The organism is Nocardia pneumoniae NBRC 100136 (genome assembly GCF_000308755.1).
Lineage (GTDB): Bacteria > Actinomycetota > Actinomycetes > Mycobacteriales > Mycobacteriaceae > Nocardia > Nocardia pneumoniae.
The window spans coordinates 90,202-108,586 of sequence record NZ_BAGF01000151.1 but is presented as its reverse complement, the minus strand read 5'-3'; the positions used below and the strand labels follow the sequence as shown (position 1 = coordinate 108,586).

General features: G+C 66.8%; 14 protein-coding genes. 3 read left to right on the top strand and 11 right to left on the bottom strand.

The genetic code is table 11. From position 1 onward, the window contains the following. Positions 1-795: 795 nt before the first annotated feature. The 11 genes from ON34_RS31540 to ON34_RS31490 all read right to left on the bottom strand — a co-directional run bounded on the left by ON34_RS31540 (position 796) and on the right by ON34_RS31490 (position 14,133). Positions 796-1,968 (bottom strand): hydroxymethylglutaryl-CoA synthase, encoded by a 1,173-nt coding sequence (locus tag ON34_RS31540; RefSeq protein WP_040786698.1) that lies wholly within the window; start codon positions 1,966-1,968, stop codon positions 796-798. Next, positions 1,965-3,014 carry a hydroxymethylglutaryl-coenzyme A reductase family protein gene (locus ON34_RS31535; protein ID WP_051023429.1) on the bottom strand — a complete coding sequence of 350 codons (1,050 nt, stop codon included), beginning with the start codon at positions 3,012-3,014 and terminating at the stop codon, positions 1,965-1,967. The genes ON34_RS31540 and ON34_RS31535 overlap by 4 nt, the downstream gene beginning before the upstream one ends. A gap of 5 nt (positions 3,015-3,019) precedes the next feature. Further along, the gene (gene fni, locus ON34_RS31530) at positions 3,020-4,108 is read right to left on the bottom strand and encodes a type 2 isopentenyl-diphosphate Delta-isomerase (protein WP_040786695.1); all 1,089 of its coding nucleotides are present in this window, start codon (positions 4,106-4,108) and stop codon (positions 3,020-3,022) included. Continuing rightward, a complete protein-coding gene (locus ON34_RS31525; RefSeq protein ID WP_040786693.1) occupies positions 4,105-5,211 on the bottom strand; it encodes a phosphomevalonate kinase in 1,107 nt (368 codons plus the stop codon). Before ON34_RS31525 ends, fni begins: the two co-directional genes overlap by 4 nt. After that, positions 5,208-6,344 carry a diphosphomevalonate decarboxylase gene (gene mvaD, locus ON34_RS31520; protein ID WP_083889938.1) on the bottom strand — a complete coding sequence of 379 codons (1,137 nt, stop codon included), beginning with the start codon at positions 6,342-6,344 and terminating at the stop codon, positions 5,208-5,210. The genes ON34_RS31525 and mvaD overlap by 4 nt, the downstream gene beginning before the upstream one ends. Continuing rightward, a complete protein-coding gene (gene mvk / locus ON34_RS31515; RefSeq protein ID WP_083889937.1) occupies positions 6,341-7,363 on the bottom strand; it encodes a mevalonate kinase in 1,023 nt (340 codons plus the stop codon). Before mvk ends, mvaD begins: the two co-directional genes overlap by 4 nt. A 161-nt stretch (positions 7,364-7,524) precedes the next feature. Next, complete coding sequence (locus tag ON34_RS31510) at positions 7,525-8,361, bottom strand: methyltransferase family protein (RefSeq protein WP_040786692.1); 837 nt, start codon at positions 8,359-8,361, stop codon at positions 7,525-7,527. After that, positions 8,352-9,365, bottom strand: coding sequence for a fatty acid desaturase (locus tag ON34_RS31505; RefSeq protein WP_040786690.1), 1,014 nt, complete (start codon positions 9,363-9,365; stop codon positions 8,352-8,354). The genes ON34_RS31510 and ON34_RS31505 overlap by 10 nt, the downstream gene beginning before the upstream one ends. 73 nt (positions 9,366-9,438) lie before the next feature. Continuing rightward, positions 9,439-10,695 (bottom strand): hypothetical protein, encoded by a 1,257-nt coding sequence (locus ON34_RS31500; protein ID WP_040786687.1) that lies wholly within the window; start codon positions 10,693-10,695, stop codon positions 9,439-9,441. After that, on the bottom strand, positions 10,692-11,777 hold the full coding sequence (locus ON34_RS31495) for a polyprenyl synthetase family protein (protein WP_083889936.1): 1,086 nt from the start codon (positions 11,775-11,777) through the stop codon (positions 10,692-10,694). Before ON34_RS31495 ends, ON34_RS31500 begins: the two co-directional genes overlap by 4 nt. A gap of 1,018 nt (positions 11,778-12,795) precedes the next feature. After that, positions 12,796-14,133, bottom strand: coding sequence for a LuxR C-terminal-related transcriptional regulator (locus ON34_RS31490; protein ID WP_051023412.1), 1,338 nt, complete (start codon positions 14,131-14,133; stop codon positions 12,796-12,798). A gap of 185 nt (positions 14,134-14,318) precedes the next feature. On the opposite strand from ON34_RS31490, the gene ON34_RS31485 reads away from it, so the two are divergent. Genes ON34_RS31485 through ON34_RS31475 form a run of 3 tightly spaced genes read left to right on the top strand, consistent with a single transcriptional unit; the run spans position 14,319 to position 18,338 of the window. After that, positions 14,319-15,404 carry an S-(hydroxymethyl)mycothiol dehydrogenase gene (locus ON34_RS31485; RefSeq protein WP_040786685.1) on the top strand — a complete coding sequence of 362 codons (1,086 nt, stop codon included), beginning with the start codon at positions 14,319-14,321 and terminating at the stop codon, positions 15,402-15,404. Then, positions 15,401-16,033: an MBL fold metallo-hydrolase gene (locus ON34_RS31480; protein WP_040786682.1), complete on the top strand. Its 633-nt coding sequence runs from the start codon at positions 15,401-15,403 to the stop codon at positions 16,031-16,033. The genes ON34_RS31485 and ON34_RS31480 overlap by 4 nt, the downstream gene beginning before the upstream one ends. Position 16,034: 1 nt before the next feature. Continuing rightward, entirely contained in the window at positions 16,035-18,338 is a 2,304-nt protein-coding gene (locus tag ON34_RS31475) for an FdhF/YdeP family oxidoreductase (RefSeq protein ID WP_040786680.1), read from the top strand. Positions 18,339-18,385 lie beyond the last annotated feature (47 nt).

Sequence of the window (18,385 nt, the reverse complement as noted above, 5' to 3'; positions counted from 1 at the left end):
GCCAATTCGCGAAGTCCGCAGATAGCACCTGTCGGCACAACGGGGCCCTTCCTCCAGTGTGGCGAGGCCGGACACGGAGGAGTCGGCTCGGGTGCGGTCAGACGCTGATAGCTGGCGACGGCTTCCCCTGTCGATGGTTCGCTGGTGGTCGACTTCGAGATCGCGCCTCGTCGGGGCGATGTCCATGAGATCGTCACTCTTCGTGAAGAGAGGAAGTCTTCGTTGAAGAGCCCGCATCGGTTGCTCGAACACTTATGGCAGCGGATTCGCCACACAAGTGGGTTCACGGCGCGTGTCGACACCCTCTCGCGCCGGCTGGGCACCGTCGTTTCCTGCGGGAACGGCGCAGGGGGGCGTGCTGAACGAGATCCTGGCACTGGTGGTGTCGGACGGGTTCGTTCGCACCGCGTTCCGCACGCCGGGACGACCGTTCTCTCATAACCCTGTACCGTCCGCAACATGTGTCCGAGCCGCGGTGCTAATGCAGTGTGTGACAGGTCGACGCGCGGCCGGGTGATCGATACCACCGTTTCTTCCCGCGCTGGGATGGGTCCGGCCTCGAGCTCGGTTATCGGCGACACGGCGGCGCACTCGTTGTGGGGCACTTGGACCCCGTGCGGCTGTGGATCACCTCAACCCGGTGAGCTTCGGCTTCGGTATTCGACCGGCGCGTGATGGGCACGCCGCTCACGTCCGATGAGCGAAGGTCGGGCTTCGACACGTCGGGCCTACTGCGTACCCGGTGCAGCGTGACGCTGCTGCTTCCGTGGGAGGCGAGGTCAGCCCATCAATCTGTCATCGGGATTCGTAGAGGCGTTTGTGGCCGGAGATCGCGGCCAACCGGAACGGGCGGGTGGTCTCCGTGGGAATGGCGTAGTACCTCCCGTCGGTGGGAGTCCGGGTTTCGTGGAGTTCGCGGTAGCGGTCGTAGCCGAGGGGTGCGCGAGTGGTCACGGCGGCCCGGTTGGCGTCTGTTCTGAGGTGGTCGCGGTAGCCGGATGCCAAAGTACCGCCGAAGAATTCGGCGACGCTGCCCGATCCGTAGCTGATGAAGGCGACGGGTCGGTCGGTGAGGTCGTCGGCGTGGTCGAGCAAGGAGATCAGACCGAGGTACAGCGAGGCGGTGTAGCTGTTGCCGACGGTGCGGTTGTAGCTGGTGGTATGGCGAATCGCGGTGTCGATCGCGGCCGAGTCGGCGGTGTGGCCCTGGCTTTCGAGTAGGTGGCGGTGTGCTTTGGCGGCCATCCTGGTGAACGGTTGGTGGTAGCAGAACGCGGCGAACTCGCTCAGGTTGCGGCCGCCTTGCCGCCGGTAGTCGGTCCAGGCTTCCTGGGTGGCCTTCTGGTACGCGTTGACCGATGTCTTGCCGTCGACCAGCGCGGCGGTGCGATAGTTGGGGCGCCAGAAGTCCATGATGTCAGCGCTGTAGAGCCCGGAGTGGGGTTCCAGCCGCAGGATGGCCGGATTCGCGCTGACGAGCATCGCGACCGCGGCGGCGCCCTGCGTCGGTTCGCCGGGCGTGTCGAGTTCGTACTTCGCGATGTCGGTGGCGATGACCAGTACGCGCTGGGAGGGGTCACGGGCGATCAGTCCGGCGGCGAATTGAAGTCCGGCTGTGCCGCCGTAGCAGGCTTGTTTCAGTTCGACGACGCGGGCGGTATTGGGCAGTCCGATCAGGGGGTGGAGGTAGAGGCCCGCTGATTTCGACTGGTCGACACCACTTTCGGTGGCCAGCAGCACCGTGCGGATGTGGTCGACGCCGTGGCGGTCGATTATGGGCTTGGCGGCGGCCGCGGCGATGGTGACGATGTCCTCGTCGGCGGCGGCGACGCTCATCTTCTCCTGGCCGATGCCGAGGTAGAACTTGCTGGGATCCACGCCGAGGCGCTCTGCGAGCAGGGCGTGATCCAGCGCGTAATGAGTGGTGGCGAAGGACAGGTCGTGGATTCCAACCGGCGGGGTGGTCATGGCAGTACTCCGTTGCTCGTGGTCGACCGTTCGAATCGGGTGTGGGAGCGCATCAATTCACCGCGGTTGGTCTGGGCCGCCATCAGGGACAGTTCGCCGCACAGCACGGTGGCCGCCGCGATCACGGCGAGACGGCGGGCGTTGTCGCCGTTCTGCCGCTGCGATCGGCAGCCGAGGCGGGTGAGATTCTCGTCGACGAAACTCTGGTGCTTGCCGTTCCCGACGGTCCCGACGATGAGGTTGGGCAGCGTGCACGAGAAGTAGAGATCCCCGGCGCGGTCCTCGGCGTGCGTGACGCCTTGGGATCCCTCGACGATGTTCGCGGCGTCCTGCCCGGTGGCCAGGTAGAAGGCCAACAGCATGTTGGCGTAATGGGCGTTGGCGGAGCGGATTCCACCGGCGAGCAGCGTGCCGATGAGGTTCTTGCGGATGTTCAGCTCGACCACCTGTCGAGCGGTGGTGTGCAGTCGCCTTTGGACCACGTCGCGGGGTATGAGGATTTCGGTGACGACATTCTTGCCGCGACCGAGGATGCCGTTGACCGCGGTGGCCTTTTTGTCCGTGCAGTAGTTTCCGGACACCGAGACGTATCGCAGCCCGGGAATCGTCGCCACGATGTGGTTCATCAGGTGATCGGAGGCGAGCGTGGCCATGTTGTGGCCCGCGGCGTCACCGGTGGTGAATGCGAATCGCAAGAACAGCAGATTCCCGGTGATCTGATGGTGCACGTCGATGAGGCGGGCGTACCGGCTGCTGCCCGCGGCCACCTCCTGCAGTTCGCCGAATCGGCTCGCGAGCCGCTGCACGGCGGTGTGGGCGGTGTTCGCGTCGTCGGCTTCGAGCAGGATCGAACGGGTCATGCGGTCGTCGACCAAGGTTGCCACCACACCGTTGTCGGCCAGCGTGGATATCCGCGCGCCGCGCCCGACCGACGGCCACAGCGGAGATTCGTAGGTGGCTAAAGGGACTGCGACGGCGTCGTCGACGGTATTGCCGGTGATGCGCACGGGTCCCACCCACTGCAGCGGGACAGCCGCATACGACATGTCGTTCACGGGTGGCTCCTTCTCTCCGATTCGTTCCACCACAGGCTCCGGTGGGCGTACGAGGCCGCGTCGATGCCGCGAAGCCGGCAGAACGTCGCCACGTCGCCGGTGATCAGCAGATCGCAGCCGACCAGGTCCGCGGGCGTGGCGGCGCCGAGGACGGTCGAGATCAAGCGCAGTTGGACGAGCCACGCACGGATCATCTCGACCAACGCGGCGGCGCCGCGGCCGACGAGCGTCTCGAGGAAGCGTCCCGCCACACCTGTCGCGCGGGCGCCCAGCGCCAGTGCCCTGGCGATGTCGAGGGGCGAGCGGATACCGCCCGAGGCGAACAGATCGATCCCGGTGACGCCCGCGCAGTCCAGCAGGCAGCTCGGCGTCGACTGGCCCCAGCCCTCGATGAAGGAGAAATCCGCGGCCGCGCGTCGATCGTTCTCGATACGCGCGAAATTGGTACCGCCGCGGCCGCCGACATCGGCCACGGCGACTCCCGCGTCGCGCAACCAGGCGACGGTGGGCCTGCTGAGTCCGAACCCGACCTCTTTGACGATCACCGGCACGGGCACGTGGGCCGTGATGTGCTCGATCTGGCGTGACCAAGACCCGAAAGACCGGTCGCCCTCGGGCATCACGATCTCCTGGACCGAGTTGAGGTGGATCTGCACGGCGTCCGCCTCCAGCAGGTCGATGGCCCGGTGCACCTGGTCCAGGGTGGCCGTCGCGTTGACGTTGGCCATGACGAACCCGCGCGGGTTCTCCTGCCGCAGCACCCGGTAGCTGTCGGCGACCGAGCAGTCGCGGAAGTAGGCGCTCATCGACCCGGATGCGATGGGGATACCGGTCTCGCGGGCGGCGATCGCCAGTTGGCGATTGATCTCACCGGTGTTCGGGCTCCCTCCGGTCATCGCGTTGACGAACAACGGTGCGTCCCAGAGCTTCCCGGCGACACCGACGGCGAGCGACACGTCTGCGCGGTCGATACCGGCGAGGGCGTGGTGCACGAAGGTGACCGAGTCGAAGTCGTTGGACCCGGTGCCGTCGCGGTGCTGGTCGACGGCGTGGCGGACGTGGTCGTCCTTGCGGTTGCCGGTCATCCGCGGTTCTCCTCGTGCGGGTGGGTGCGCAGCGACAGTGGGTGGATGCCCGCGGCGATCCAGCGAGCGGTGAGTTCGGTGATGGCTGCGCTGCGGGTGCGGTCGATCAGCGCGATGCCGCAATCGCCGCCACCGGCTCCCGACGGCTTGGCTGCGGCGCCTACCGCTTCACTCGCCTCGCACAGCGCGTGCAGGCGCGGTGTCATGATGCCCACCCGCGCCTTCGCGTCGATTTCCATCAGAATTGTTCTGGCATTGCGTATTTCGCGTTCAATTCCGGCGGAATCGTCGGCTTCCAGTGCCGTGCCGAGCCGTTCGACGCACTGCTCGCTGTTGGCCAGGAAGGCGCCGTGGTCGGGCAATTGCCGGTGGTGGCCGTGGCGGAGTCCCGCGACCAGCGCCGGTGTCGACGCGGGTTCCCCGGTCCACCCGACCTTCATCGCGAGTCGCGTCGGCGGCGGCAGTCGATGCACCGACAACCCGGGCCACGGCGCGCGCAGTGCCGCGTCGACCCCTTTGTCTGCAATCGATTCGGACATGCGCTTCCGGTCGGGGGAACCGTAGGCGATCCAGCCGCCCCAGGTGCTCGCCGCCACATCGCCACCGGAGGCAGCCGGGTTGACCGACAGGGTGGCCACCATCGCCAACCGGTACCTGTCCATCGTGCTCAGGCCGAGCCGGTGGAAAATGCCGAGAGCCGCGACGGTCGAGGCCGTGACCGCTGCGCTGGCACCGAGACCGAGCTTCCTGCCGTCGGAGTCGGCGAAATCGCCGGTGACTCGCAAACGATAGGGACGCGCCCAGATACCTCGCTCGATTAGCAACCGATCGATGACCGCGACCGCCGCGAAGACGTATGCGAACTCCGTCGGCACACGGGCATCGGCGGTTCGCGGGATCAATCGGGCGCCGTCGCGCCGGAACGACAACTTCCCGGCGCCGTCCAGGTCCGTCCACAGTGTGGTGTCCTCGTCGGAGGATGCCTCGACCACGGTGGCGGTCGCGTAGCGGTCGACCGCCGTGAGTATCGCGCGATGGCCCGGCTCCACGACGGCGTACTCTCCGGCGACGAACAGCTTGCCGGGGGCGCGGTAGCCGATCATCGGTCGCCGCCCCGGACGACGGCGGCGCCGGGGCCGAGATGCGCCGTGTGGGTTTCGACGAAATCGCCGACGTCGCGCAGGGCCGCGTCCACCCGCTGCACGTCGGCGCGGGCACAGAGCACTGTGACATTCGGTCCGGCATCGATCGTGGCGTAGGCGGCGACACCGTCGTCACGCAGCCCCAGTACCCGGTCGAGAATCGCCACCGACTCCGGTGAGAGATACCGGATCGACGGTTTCGCCGCCAGCATGGTGGCGTGCATCCCCAAGGCGTTGCGCTCGGCGATCTCGCCTGCCGCTGGAAGATCCCGGCGCGCAATGGCTTTGCGCATCTCATCGAGGTCGGCGGCCGACGACTCGGCCCACGCCCGGTAGAGCGGCGAGGTGGCGCAGGTCCGGCGCATGGCCTCCCGGCTCGACACCGCCTTCGACGCGGTGTCGACCACGGCGACGACCAAAGCCGGGTCCAGCGCATCGCCGTCGATCGGTTCCGCGTAGGAGCTGAGATCACCCGCCTCGCCGGAGCCGTCACCGGCATGCCACACCACGAACCCGCCGAAAATGGATCGGCAGGCCGACCCGGAGCCCCGCCGCGCCAGTCTCGACAGCGCGCGGACGTCCCCGCCCAACCCGTAGCATGCGGACGCCGCGGCGGCCAGTGCGGCGAATCCGCTCGCCGAAGAGGCCAGGCCCGCGCCGGTCGGTCCGGTATTGGTCGAGACGACCAGAGCATGTTCGGCGCGCTGGGCGCGGGCGCGAACCAGGTCGAGGAACCGCTCGACCCTGGTGTGCGCCGGACCGGTGGCGCGGCAGCCGTTGAGCACGACGACGTCGGCCGGGCCATCGATCAACCGCACCGTCGTCGTGGTGGGATAGATGTCCAGCGTCATCGACAGACTCCCTGTGACGGGCAGGAAGAACGATTCGTCGCGCTTGCCCCAGTACTTCACCAGGGCGATGTTCGGATGGGCGACGGCGACCGCTTCTTCGCCGACCTCGTTGCCACGGAAGAGATTCGGATCGTGCCCGAGAAGGTCGATGCCGTCGACGGCGAGAACGGTCGCCGCATCGGGGGCGAAAGTCGTCGGTGTGTACCGAGTTCCGTTTTCGGGCGGGATCGCGGGGGCGGTCATGGCAGCACGCTCCGGGTCGGGACGGTCCAGGTCTGTACGGCTCCGGCCCGGCGTAGCGCCGAACTCACCGTCGAGGCGCCACGGCCCGCCTCGGTGAGGGCGAGGACGCAGCCACCGAGGCCGGCGCCGGTGAGTTTCGCCCCGAACGCCCCGGCCTCGAGCGCTGCCGTGACCAAGGTGTCGATCCGCGGACTGCCGACACCGAGTTCATCGAGAAGTTCCTGAAAGTACAGAAGCGCCCTGCCCAGCGGCTCGGCGCGCCCGGCCGCCAGGGCCGCGTGAGCGGACTCGACGAGTTCCGTCGCGCGCTCCAGAAGCCGTCCAGCGGACTCGCGATCTCGGTCCAGCCGTCCGCGCACCTCGGCCACCGCCTGCTGTGTGGCACCGAGTATCCCGGTGTCCGCGATCACCAGGGCGGCGTCGAGGCCGACGTCCAGCGGGCGGGCCGTGCCGGCATGGAACCAGATCGGCCGGTCGGACGAGGCGGCGCGGGCGTCCACGCCGCTGGCTCGCCCGTGCGCGAACTGTTCGCCGCATTGCACCAACTCGTAGAGGGAGTCCGGGTCGACGGTCCTGCCATGCAGACCCGCGACCGCCCGCACTGCGGCGGCCGCGTCGGCCGCACTGGATCCCAGGCCACGCGCCTGCGGAATCTCGCGGCGCAAAACGACCTCGACGACCTCGCCGGGCAGATCCCACCGTCGCAACGCCTCCTCCACCGCGACGCGAGGGCCGGACACCGGAGTCGCCGCGGGAAGACCTTTCCCAGCGAGAAATCGAGAGCCGTTGTCGGACAGCGCAAAACGCCCCGACAGGGCTGGCGGCGCCACGGTAGAGCAACCTGCCTCGCTGGAGTACGCGACAGCGCGTACCGGCAGCGCGGGCAGGGGGAACGCGATCGCGGGCGTTCCGTGGACAACCGTGTGTTCGCCCAGCAAGATCGCCTTGCCGTGCGCGCGCCCGATGCCCACGCACGGGGCGGCGGGCTTTCCGCCGCTGTGGACACGAGGACTGTTCACGTCGATTCATCTCCAAACTCGAGTAGGGCCGCCCACGTGTTCCCTCGGGGACGCGGCGACGGACGGTGATGGTGGGGTCCGGCGAGGACATCGGCGACGAGCAGTTGGGGGACGCGTCCCGACGCGACGTTCGGCTCAGCCGCGGGCGTGCGAATTCGCCTTTAGCGCTGACGAATCGACGGGCGTGACACGCGCGGCCCGCGCGGGCGTGCCCGCGCGGACGGGCGCAGCGGCGACGGGAAGAACGCGGGCACCTGGGTCGCGTAGGCGCGATAGGTAGCACCGAAGCGAGCGACGAGATCTCGCTCTTCGAGGACCGTGCCGAGCAGGATGTAACCGGTCAATCCGACCGTCCAGAGCAGGTGACCTGCCGTGAGCGTGCTCGCGCACCAGAAACTGAACAGCAGGCCGGTCATCAGCGGATGGCGCACCAAGCGGTAGGGCCCGTGCACTTGCAGCCGGTCGGCGGTCGCGTCGGGTACCTGGATGACGTAGTGGCGGTATGCCTGGTCGAGGCCGAGCAGATAAAAGTGGTTCAGCAGGAGGGTGGCCGCGTAAACCAGTGCGAAACCGAGCCAGAATCCGGCGTCGAGTACCGTGGCGATGATGCCGTCGGCCGACCAGATCCGGTGTGGCAGCGGCTGCCAGCCCAGGCACAGCACCCACACGGCGAGACTGGCCATGACGACGTAGACGGTGCGCTCCAGGGCTTGCGGCACCCAGCGGGTGACGAACGCCTTGAACGACGGCCGGGCCATACCCGAGTGCTGCAGGCCGAACAGCGCCAGCAACAGTACGTCGATCACGACCGCCGGGCCGGGCGGCAGGTGCGGTCCGTCGTCGACCGTCTTGGGTAGCCACCAGCCTCCGGCGAACAGCAGGAACAGGGGCACGGTCACCCCGGTGAAGGCGTATCCGGCGAACGCGAGCAGGAACGGGACGAGCCGGCGACGGTCGGTGAGCACGCCCCGGACCTGGCGCGGAGTGATCAGATCCATGCGAACCAGGGCAGGTACCGCGAGCGGACGCCACCCTCCTCCATTCGCTTCTCCAGCTTGGCCTTCCACCGCTCGCCGTAGGGTGTGTCGAGGAAGCCGCCCGGCACGACCAGACGCCAGGCCGAGTTGAGGGTCATCCAGTAGGGCACGATGACGCCGGGGTCGACCTGCCGCATGAAGTCGAGTTTGTCGGGGATCTGGCTCCAGTGGACGCCGGGGTAGCGGTGGTGCACGCTGTGGTAGCCCTGGTTGAAGATGAAGAAGTTGAGCCAGTTGCCCGCCGTGTTCAACGATTTGCTCGGATCGTCCTCGAAGCCGCGCGCCGGGGCGTGGGTTAGCCAGGCGAAGTAGCCGGAGTTCACCTGGGTCACCAGGAACGGGATCCAGTAGAAGAGCACGAATCGGGTGTCGTCGGCGAAGTACCAGGTGACTCCGATCAATACCAGGACCAGCGTGAGATCGAACAGGAACTGGTTGCGCCGCTGGCGCTGCTTGGTCGTCGCGTCGGCGGCGAAGATCTTCCGGACGGTGTGGTTCTTGACGATGGTGCCGTATCTGATCCAGTACCAGACGGCGCCGAGCCCGTGCTCGCGCCCTTCGGTGGAGGTGATGTCACCGGGCCCGTCGTTGTAGCGGTGGTGGTTGAGGATGTGCACCTCGCGCATCTCGGCTGCCGTGAGCGTGGCGGGCATGCAGCAGAACAGATCGACCACCCGGTTCAACCGTTTGGACACGAACAGCGGCCGGTGGGTGTGCATGTGCAGCACGCCGATCGTCAGCGAGAAGCTCAGCAGCGTCAGCGTGATGATCAGCGGCACGGCCAGGTACCAGTTCGTGGCGGCGGGCACGAGCAGGCCCACGGCCAGCAGCGCGACCCACGCCACGATATGGGCCAGCGGGCCGATGTTCGCGGGGTGCTCGAGCTTCAGCACACGTCGGCTGAAGGGTGTTGGGCCGGATGGGCCGGGTGTTCGGGGGCTGGGACGAGGCGTTATGGTGCTCATGAGGGGCTCCTTGGGAATGTCTTGTCGAAGGCGGCAAGCGGGGTTTTCGCGACAGGGCTGATGAGCGGCCTCCTCAGGTAGCGGTGTCGAGTGCGGCGAGCTGGAATCTCGCGGCGAGGTTTCGCATCGCCTCTGCGTCGCCCGGGTGCACCCGTTCCAGGGCGCCGAAAGCCAGATGATCGGCAATCATCATGCGGCGGATGTCGGAGCCGGGAAGTTCGCCGGTCAGCGGTTCTTCCGGCAGCGCGCGCACCAGGGTGAAGGCGGATTCGATGATCAGCGGCCGCATCGCGAGCGGCATCGAGCGATAGTCGACCGAGCCGAGCATCTCCGGTGCCGGGCCCGCCCCGGCAGCAAGGTCGGGTGACGCATCGAGCGCCCGGTGGACCGCCTGATCCACGGCATGCAGTACCCGTTCCTGCATAGTCGTCCAGTACGCCGGTGAACTGGCAGCCAGTGCGGCCGCCGCGAGTCGCAGTCGCCGCCGGTAGGGTGCGGGCGCTCCGACCGCGGTGCACAGGAAAGCCGTTGTCGTGATGGCCATATAGGCCATCGCGGCCCGTGCACTGAGGCCGGGCGTGCGCGGGCCCAGCCGGGCCAACAGGGTGAAGCTGCCCAGTGCCGGTGCCAGTAGCTGTAGCATCACCACTCGGGTCAGTTCTTCGCGGTCGGCGACGCCGTACAGCGCTAGTTCGCCGTCGCGCAGGTCGTTGGCCAGCTGGGCGGTGACCCCGACGCATCCGGCCAGCTCGCCCAGATCTTCTTCGGCGTAAGCCTTTTCGGCGACAAGCGAGCAAGCGTAGAGAATTACGCGTCCCAATACACCCTCGCCGTAAGCGGCCCGCGGCAGGGGCTGATCGAGGTTGCGGGCCATCACGCCCCCGACGTCGAGCAGCATTTGGCCGATGCGTTTCCGTCCATCGGAGGGAAGTGCCGACAGCAGTGTCCGGACGTCGCGCACGCGTTCGGCCAGTATCAGGTCGACGGCTTCGCTGTCACGGGCGGCGACCGCCTCCAGACGTGGGGGAGGCGTATCGGTGTCGCCGTTCAGATAGGCCACGGCCGCCCGCACAGCGTTGCCCGCCGAAGAGCGATCCATGAGGTCCTCGTAGGCGTCGAGCACCCGGCAGGCCAGTAGGGCGGCGGTGGCCTCGGCTCGCTGGTCGGCGGGTAGTAGACCCACTGCGATGCCCAGGTTCCGCGCTGCCGGAACCAGCGCGATCCGGGCCAACCTCTCCGGTGATTGAGCGCTGCGCAGCGCAGCGACATCCGGCGCTCGCCGCACCTGCCGCAGCCCGCGGGCCAGGACGCCGATGCGCTGCCCGATCATCGCGAAACCACCCGCGTCGAGAGTTCGCGCAGGTGCTCACGCGCAGGGGAGGGCGGGAACACTTCTATCGCCCGGCAGGCCGTCTCGGCGGCTTGGGCGGCGACCGCGCACGCGAGTTCGGTGGCCCCGCTGCTGACCAATTCGGCCTGCAGGTCCGCACTGGAAGTTTCTGTGGAAAGCCACATTTCAAGAGCTGCGTGCCGCAGGCCCAGCCATTCGATAACCGGCCAGGTCGGCACGCGGCGATCGAGGTCGCCGCAGGCGTCCTTGCCGAGTGCAGGGTCGCCTTCGACGTCACGCACGTCGTCCATGACTTGGAAGGCGAAGGCGAGTTGGTCGGCGTATCGCATCAAGGCGCGCAGCCGTTCGGGATCGATGGCGCCCGCCGTACCGCCGTAGGAGCAGGCCAGCCGGAATAGCGTCCCGGTTTTCGCACCGGCCACGAGCTCGTAGTGCCTGCGCAGGGCGGAGTCCTCGACCGTGGGCGGGAGAGTTTCCACGAGCTGACCGAACGAGAGATCCGACAACCGGTCAAGGTACGTGACGCCGGCCGCCGCACCGAGCGTCGCGAACACCGCCGGGTTGTCGGCGACTACCTGTGCGAGCACTTGCAACGCAATGCCCGCCAGATGAAATCCGGCTCTGGCCGCCGTGCGTATTCCGAACTCGGCCGGCACCGAGGGGGCATCGCGCCGCAAGAGTGAACCGTCGCAGATGTCGTCGTGCACGAGTGACGACTCGTGGAACATCTCCCAAACGCAGGCCATGTCGACCGCGTCGCGCAACGGTACCGCGGCGGCCGACGGGAGCAGTTGGGCGCAGGACAGAGCGAGCCCCGCACGGACCCGCTTGCCTGGAGCGGCGAGGATGTGGCGGTATACGGCGTCGAAAGGGCCACCGCAGACCAGGAATTCGTGCAATCGATCGTTGACCTGAGTCAATTGATCGGTGATGCGGTCGAACCGCTGAGTGGCCCGCTCGGAGTTCGTGCCGACAGAGGTGAGGATGTCGTCGGTCGACTCCCGCCGGGACCAGGCGCGGCGCGGCTGGGAGCCCGCGACTATCGTTGTGGCGCTGAGCATTACGTGGCCGGGCGGAATGTTATCGGCCCGCTGTCCCGAAGGCCCGGTCACATGAGCAGGTGGACGAAATGCTGGTGGTGGCACGGAATAGTCCATGGCGGTGAGTCCCCTTGGCATGATCACGATGGAAGGGAGAGATAAAGCGGACAGCACACAACTGACTTGTCGATACTGTTGTGCGGCAGCGTTTCTAGGTTTATTCGGGCGGGCCACTACATCGTCGCCCCAGATGTCCCCGAACCCCTACGGTCGTCGAACCCCGCCTTCGAAGGCTAACGCCCGACCCAGTTGCTCAACCAGAGCCTCTGGAAAAATCCCTAAGACGATGCCGTGTGACCTGTTCGATGTCACATCGACATATCGCAGCAATGATCACGAAAACTGTGGAGCCGCAACGCATATGGATACGGCGCAACAGCGTCAGCACCGCTGGCGGCTCCGTTGCGACGCGCGCATGTCATGTGGCAGAGTGCCACATCCGGGCTGCGCACGATGACGTGCATCCCGACTGAGGCTACTACGTTCGCCAGGCGTGCCCGATGCCGGCGGGGTGGCAGAAGACCCGCTACAACCTGCGCTGCCGTGGAAGCCGAGGCATAAGCACCAAGCATGCGGCCGAGGCGTCTCGCCGTCGGGCCCTCGCCCAGCTCGGGCACGCCGCGCAGCATGGCCGCAGCGCAGACAACGGACTGGTGGGCGGTGCAGTTCAAACGGTGCGGCAAGGATATGCAGTTGGGCGTGAGTTGCACTGTGGCTCTGGGTAATCCAGGCCGGACACTCTCCGGTGGTCCCCGTACGTGGTTCGGTCCACGTCCGCCGCTCGATCGCCCCGGGCCTGGCACCTGAGGGGCCAAGCCGGTTGGCGCGGCCGCGCGGACACGTTCTCGGACGTCGGCATCGTTCGGCGTGTCGACGAAGGGACACGCCGAAACCTTCTCCGCGCAGCTATCTACTGGCAAATAGGGGCGGTTCGCTCACATGGAGCCTTGTTATCAGGCGCGCGTGCCGATCGGCGGGTTCATCTCAGGACGACACCGGCCGCGTGTGACTGTAGGTGGTGCGGGACCGGGTCGGTGGTAGGTAGGGCGCCGACGTGTGCGAGCCGGCCTAGAGCGGCGGCCTCTCCTCGTGAGCTGACTTTCAGCTTCTTGAGAATCCCGGCGACGTGGAATTTGACGGTGCTCTCGGCAACGCCGAGGTCTACGGCGATCGCTTTGTTCCGTTTGCCAGCACTGATCAGGGCCAGGACTTCTCGTTCCCGCCGGTTCAGTGTCGCCAGTCGGTCTTCGTCGGGACGGGCGGCTGGGGCATCGAGGGGGAGTTCGATGGTCACCCGGCTGCCCCACTGGGGGACGGTCTCGATGCGTAGGTCGCCCCCTAACGTCCGCGCTCTGCCGTGCAGTTGGCGCCGCAGGATCGCGGCGTCGAGCTCGCCGGACTCATGGTCGCGGACATCGATGGTGAGGGCGGTGTTGTCGCATGCCCATGCGATGCGCAGACGCGTGAGAGTGGGTTGGGTGGTGAAGGCCAGGACGGTAGCGCGTGTCATCGCCCTTGCCGCGTAGGCGATTTCGCCTGGTAGGGGTTTGCCGTCGGTGGGCGGCGGCACATACTCGACGCGCGCGGGGTGGTGCCGCAGTAGTTGGCGCATTTCTTTGCGCAGGCGTGTGAATGCGGTGGCAGCTGGTTCTTCGGATAGTTCGCGGTCGGTGTTCTGTGTTGATCGCAGTGCCAGAAGCGCCTGGGAGGCGGAGTCGGTAGCGGTGAGGCGAGCGGTGTTGTCGTCGAGGCCGGTCGAGCGCAGGGTGTTCAGGATGGCGACGAGTGCGGCTTCGTGGGCGGCGGTCAGTTCGGCGATGGTTCGCGCTCGTTCGGTGGAAGCGGCGCGGGACTCCGCTAAGTAGTCCGGGCTGGCTTGGGCGACTTGCTGTCTGATGGATATGGCAACGATGCCGAATGCCGCGGCCAAGTCGGCTGGTGCGGCGAGTTGCTGGCCCGGGTTGCGGGGTATGAGGACCAGCAGGGTGTCAGTGACGTCGCGTAGTGTCCACACCCATCGCTGGGCGCCGCCGATCGAGGCGGTGGTGCCCAGCGATGTTCCTGGCGCGAGTCTAGTTTTGAGGTCTTCTAGTTCGTTGATGGTGATCTTGTCGACGACGGTGGGGTCGCCGGCGATTTTGCGGGGTCGGCCGGTGCATTCGTGGGTGAAGATCACCAGAGCCGTATGGGGCCAACGAGGGCTTAGGAAGCGGGAGAATCGACGCGCGATCTCATACAGCGGGCCCGCGATGACATCGCGGAGAGCGCGAAGTTCCGCAGCGCCTTCGGTGGCTGTTGGAGCCATCAGCTCGGACATTCCGGCAACTTTACGCAGGTGAGGAGACCTACGGGTCGTCGACCTCGTGATTGGCGACCTGGATTCATGGATGGGTTCTTCCAGCCTTTCGGCTAGGTCACCGTGTGGGCCGGTTGTACCTAGTGTCTTCGGAGTCATGCCGGGAGGCGCATGACTCCGGCTCGAGATGAAGGAACCGAAGTAACATGCCACAGCAGGTCCGCGGTGTGATCGCCCGCTCGAAGGGGGCGCCTGTCGAGCTCACCGACATCGTGATCCCTGATCCAGGTCCGGGTGAGGTGGTCGTGGCGGTGGCTGCGTGCGGGGTCTGCCACACCGACCTGACCTATCGCGAGGGCGGCATCAACGACGAGTTCCCGTTCCTGCTCGGCCACGAAGCCGCCGGCATCGTGGAGAGCGTGGGCGAAGATGTCGACTCGGTGGAAGTCGGCGACTTCGTCATCCTGAACTGGCGCGCGGTGTGCGGCCAGTGCCGGGCCTGCAAGCGCGGCCGGCCGCAGTACTGCTTCGACACGTTCAACGCCAGCCAGAAAATGGCGCTGATCGATGGCACCGAACTGACTCCCGCGCTGGGCATCGGTGCGTTCGCCGAGAAGACGCTGGTGCACGCGGGTCAGTGCACCAAGGTCGACCCCACCGCGGATCCGGCGGTGGTCGGACTGCTGGGCTGCGGTGTCATGGCCGGTTTGGGCGCCGCGGTGAACACCGGCGCGGTCGGGCGCGGAGACTCGGTGGCGGTGATCGGTTGCGGCGGCGTCGGTGACGCCGCGATCGTCGGCGCGCGCCTGGCGGGGGCGGCGAAGATCATCGCGGTGGACCGGGACGCCAAGAAGCTGGCCTGGGCGACCGACCTCGGCGCCACCCATACGGTCAACGCCACCGACGCTGATGTCGTCACCGCGGTGCAGGAGCTCACCGGCGGGTTCGGCGCCGATGTCGTGATCGACGCGGTCGGGCGCCCGGAGACATGGAAGCAGGCGTTCTACGCCCGCGATCTGGCGGGCACCGTGGTACTGGTCGGTGTCCCCACCCCGGAGATGCGGCTGGAGATGCCGCTGCTGGACTTCTTCTCCCACGGTGGGGCGTTGAAGTCGTCGTGGTACGGCGACTGCCTGCCCGACCGGGACTTCCCGGTGCTGGTGGATCTCTACCATCAGGGGCGTCTGCCGCTGGAGAAATTCGTCACCGAACGCATCAAGATCGACGAGGTCGAAGACGCGTTCCACACCATGCACGCCGGCAGCGTGCTGCGCTCGGTGGTTGTCCTGTGAGGGGCGAGCTGCATATCGATCAGGTCGTCACCTCCGGGGTGTTCGAACTCGACGGCGGCACGTGGGAGGTCGAAAACAACGTCTGGATCGTCGGCAACGACGACGAGGTAGTCATCATCGACGCCGCACACGACTCCAAGCCCATCATCGATGCTGTCGCGGGCCGCAACGTCGTCGCGGTGGTGTGCACCCACGGGCACAACGACCACGTCACCTTCGCACCCGAACTCGGCAGAACCCTCTACACCCCGGTGGTCCTGCACCCCGGTGATGGTCAGCTGTGGGAGATCACCCATCCAGGGCAGCCGTACTGGCACGCGACGGATGGTCAACGTATCGCGCTGGCCGGTACGGTGCTCGAGATCATCCACACCCCCGGCCACTCGCCGGGCTCGATCTGCCTGCACCTGCCCGAGGCGAAGGCCCTGTTCTCCGGAGACACTCTGTTCTCCGGCGGCCCCGGCGCCACCGGGCGGTCCTTCTCCGATTTCCCGACCATCATCGGCTCCATCCGCGACCGCCTGTTCGCCCTCCCGGAGGACACCCGCGTCTACACCGGGCACGGCGAGGGCACGACCATCGGCACCGAAGCACCGCACCTGGCCGAGTGGATCGAGCGGGGCTTCTGAGATGCGCGATGCTCCGCAGCGCGACATCGACGAAGCAGCGCTGACTGTCAGTGCGCCGAAGACCGCGGCTGCCGGAGTAAAGGCAGTCACCGTGGCGCTGGAACGCGCCGTCGAGCAAATGGGCGTCGCGCGTTCTGCGCGGGCGCTGGCACGGCTCAACCAGCGTCACGGTTTCGACTGCCCCAGTTGCGCGTGGCCCGACCCCACTGGCACGCGGCGGCCCGCGGAATTCTGCGAGAACGGCGCCAAGGCCGTCGCTGAAGAAGCCACAGTGCGTACGGTGACGCCGGAGTTTTTCGCGGCCCACTCCGTCGCGACACTGAGCGAGAAGTCGGGTTACTGGCTCGGGCAGCAGGGCAGGCTCACACACCCGATGGTGCTCCGACCGGGTGATACTCATTACCGGCCGATCGAGTGGGAGGACGCCTATCGGTTGATTGCAGATACTCTGCGCGGTCTGGGTTCACCGGATGAGGCAGTGTTCTACACCTCCGGGCGCACGGCCAACGAGACCGCGTTCGTGTATCAACTGTTGGTGCGCAGCTTCGGAACGAACAACCTTCCGGATTGTTCCAACATGTGTCACGAATCCTCCGGGACCGCGCTGACCAAATCCATCGGTATCGGCAAGGGGTCGGTCACCCTCGATGACTTCCCGGTCGCGGATCTGATCATCGTGGCCGGGCAGAACCCGGGCACCAACCATCCACGCATGCTCATCGCACTGCAGCACGCGAAAAACCGCGGTGCGCGGATCATCGCCGTCAATCCGTTACCCGAGGCCGGACTCCTGGGGTTTCGGGATCCCCAGACGGTCAAGGGCTTCACCAGTGGTGGGAGGATCGCCGACGAATTCCTCCAGATCCGCCTCGGCGGGGACATGGCCTTGTTCCAGGGCCTGGGCAAGCTGCTGCTCGAGGCCGAGGACCGTGCTCCCGGCACGGTGATCGACCATGCGTTCATCGACTCCCACACCGCCGGCTACGCCGACTACGAAAGCCACATTCGCGCAGTCGATCCGAGTGAGGTCGAGGTCGCCACCGGGCTGACCCGCCAGCAGCTGGAACATACTGCTGAGCTGCTGGCCGGGTCGAAGGCCACCATCCTCTGCTGGGCGATGGGCCTTACCCAGCAGTCGCACGGTGTGGCCACCATCGAGGAGGCCACCAACCTGCTGCTGCTGCGCGGCATGATCGGCAAGCCTGGCGCGGGCGTGTGCCCGGTGCGCGGCCACTCCAACGTCCAAGGCGACCGCACCATGGGCATCTGGGAGAAAATGCCCGAGGACTTCCTCGACACGCTCGATCGCGAATTCGGGATCACGAGCCCGCGCCACCACGGATGGGACACCGTGGACTCCATTCGCGCCATGCGCGACGGCCGGGCAAAGGTCTTCTTCGGCATGGGCGGCAACTTCGTCCAAGCTACTCCCGATACTGCCGTCACCGAAGCAGCATTGCGACAGTGCGAACTGACGGTGCAGGTGTCGACCAAGCTGAACCGCAGCCACGTCGTGCACGGCCGCACCGCGCTCATCCTGCCGACACTCGGCCGCACCGACCTCGACCTCGCCCCGAACGGCACCAAGAATCAGGTCTCGGTCGAAGACTCCATGTCGATGGTGCATCTGTCCACCGGACGGTTGAAACCGGTCAGCCCACACTTGCGCAGCGAGGTTGCCGTCGTCTGCGAGCTCGCCGAAGCGCTGTTCGGAAGCGGCCATGTCGTGCCCTGGGACCGCTTCCGTCACGATTACGACAGCATCCGCGACGCCATCGCCCACGTCGTTCCCGGCTGCGCCGATTACAACCGCAAAGTACGGCAACGCAACGGTTTTCAACTGCCACATCCACCGCGTGACAGCCGGGAGTTCCACACGATGACGGGCAAAGCCCACTTCGCGGTCAACGACCTGACCTGGCTGCCGGTCCCCGAAGGAAAGTTGATCCTGCAAACGTTGCGCAGCCACGACCAATACAACACCACCATCTACGGGCTCGATGACCGTTACCGCGGAATCCGCGAGGCCAGAAAAGTCATCATGGTCCACCACGACGACATCACCGTCCTCGGCTTCCGCGATGGCGACCTCGTCGACCTGGTCTCGGAGTGGGGTGACGGCATCGAACGACGGGTCGAGGGCTTCCGCCTGGTCTCCTATCCCACGCCGCGCGGCAACGCCGCCGCCTACTATCCCGAGACCAACCCGCTGGTACCCCTGGACCACGTCGCGGCACAATCCAACACCCCGGTCTCGAAAGCAATCGTGATAAGACTCGAGCCGTCTAGATATCCGGAGCGGTAAACACGATGGACCAGATGTGTGCTCGTAGGCAGTTCGCGGGGACTGTC

Coding starts and splice junctions, on each gene's coding strand:
- ON34_RS31535 (WP_051023429.1), bottom strand. CDS start 3,014: ATGTCGTATGCGGCTGTCCCGCTGCAGTGGGTGGGACCCGTGCGCATC.
- ON34_RS31485 (WP_040786685.1), top strand. CDS start 14,319: ATGCCACAGCAGGTCCGCGGTGTGATCGCCCGCTCGAAGGGGGCGCCT.
- ON34_RS31525 (WP_040786693.1), bottom strand. CDS start 5,211: ATGATCGGCTACCGCGCCCCCGGCAAGCTGTTCGTCGCCGGAGAGTAC.
- ON34_RS31510 (WP_040786692.1), bottom strand. CDS start 8,361: ATGGATCTGATCACTCCGCGCCAGGTCCGGGGCGTGCTCACCGACCGT.
- fni (WP_040786695.1), bottom strand. CDS start 4,108: ATGACCGGCAACCGCAAGGACGACCACGTCCGCCACGCCGTCGACCAG.
- ON34_RS31505 (WP_040786690.1), bottom strand. CDS start 9,365: ATGAGCACCATAACGCCTCGTCCCAGCCCCCGAACACCCGGCCCATCC.
- ON34_RS31540 (WP_040786698.1), bottom strand. CDS start 1,968: ATGACCACCCCGCCGGTTGGAATCCACGACCTGTCCTTCGCCACCACT.
- mvaD (WP_083889938.1), bottom strand. CDS start 6,344: ATGACCGCCCCCGCGATCCCGCCCGAAAACGGAACTCGGTACACACCG.
- ON34_RS31490 (WP_051023412.1), bottom strand. CDS start 14,133: ATGTCCGAGCTGATGGCTCCAACAGCCACCGAAGGCGCTGCGGAACTT.
- ON34_RS31500 (WP_040786687.1), bottom strand. CDS start 10,695: ATGATCGGGCAGCGCATCGGCGTCCTGGCCCGCGGGCTGCGGCAGGTG.
- ON34_RS31495 (WP_083889936.1), bottom strand. CDS start 11,777: ATGCTCAGCGCCACAACGATAGTCGCGGGCTCCCAGCCGCGCCGCGCC.
- ON34_RS31475 (WP_040786680.1), top strand. CDS start 16,035: ATGCGCGATGCTCCGCAGCGCGACATCGACGAAGCAGCGCTGACTGTC.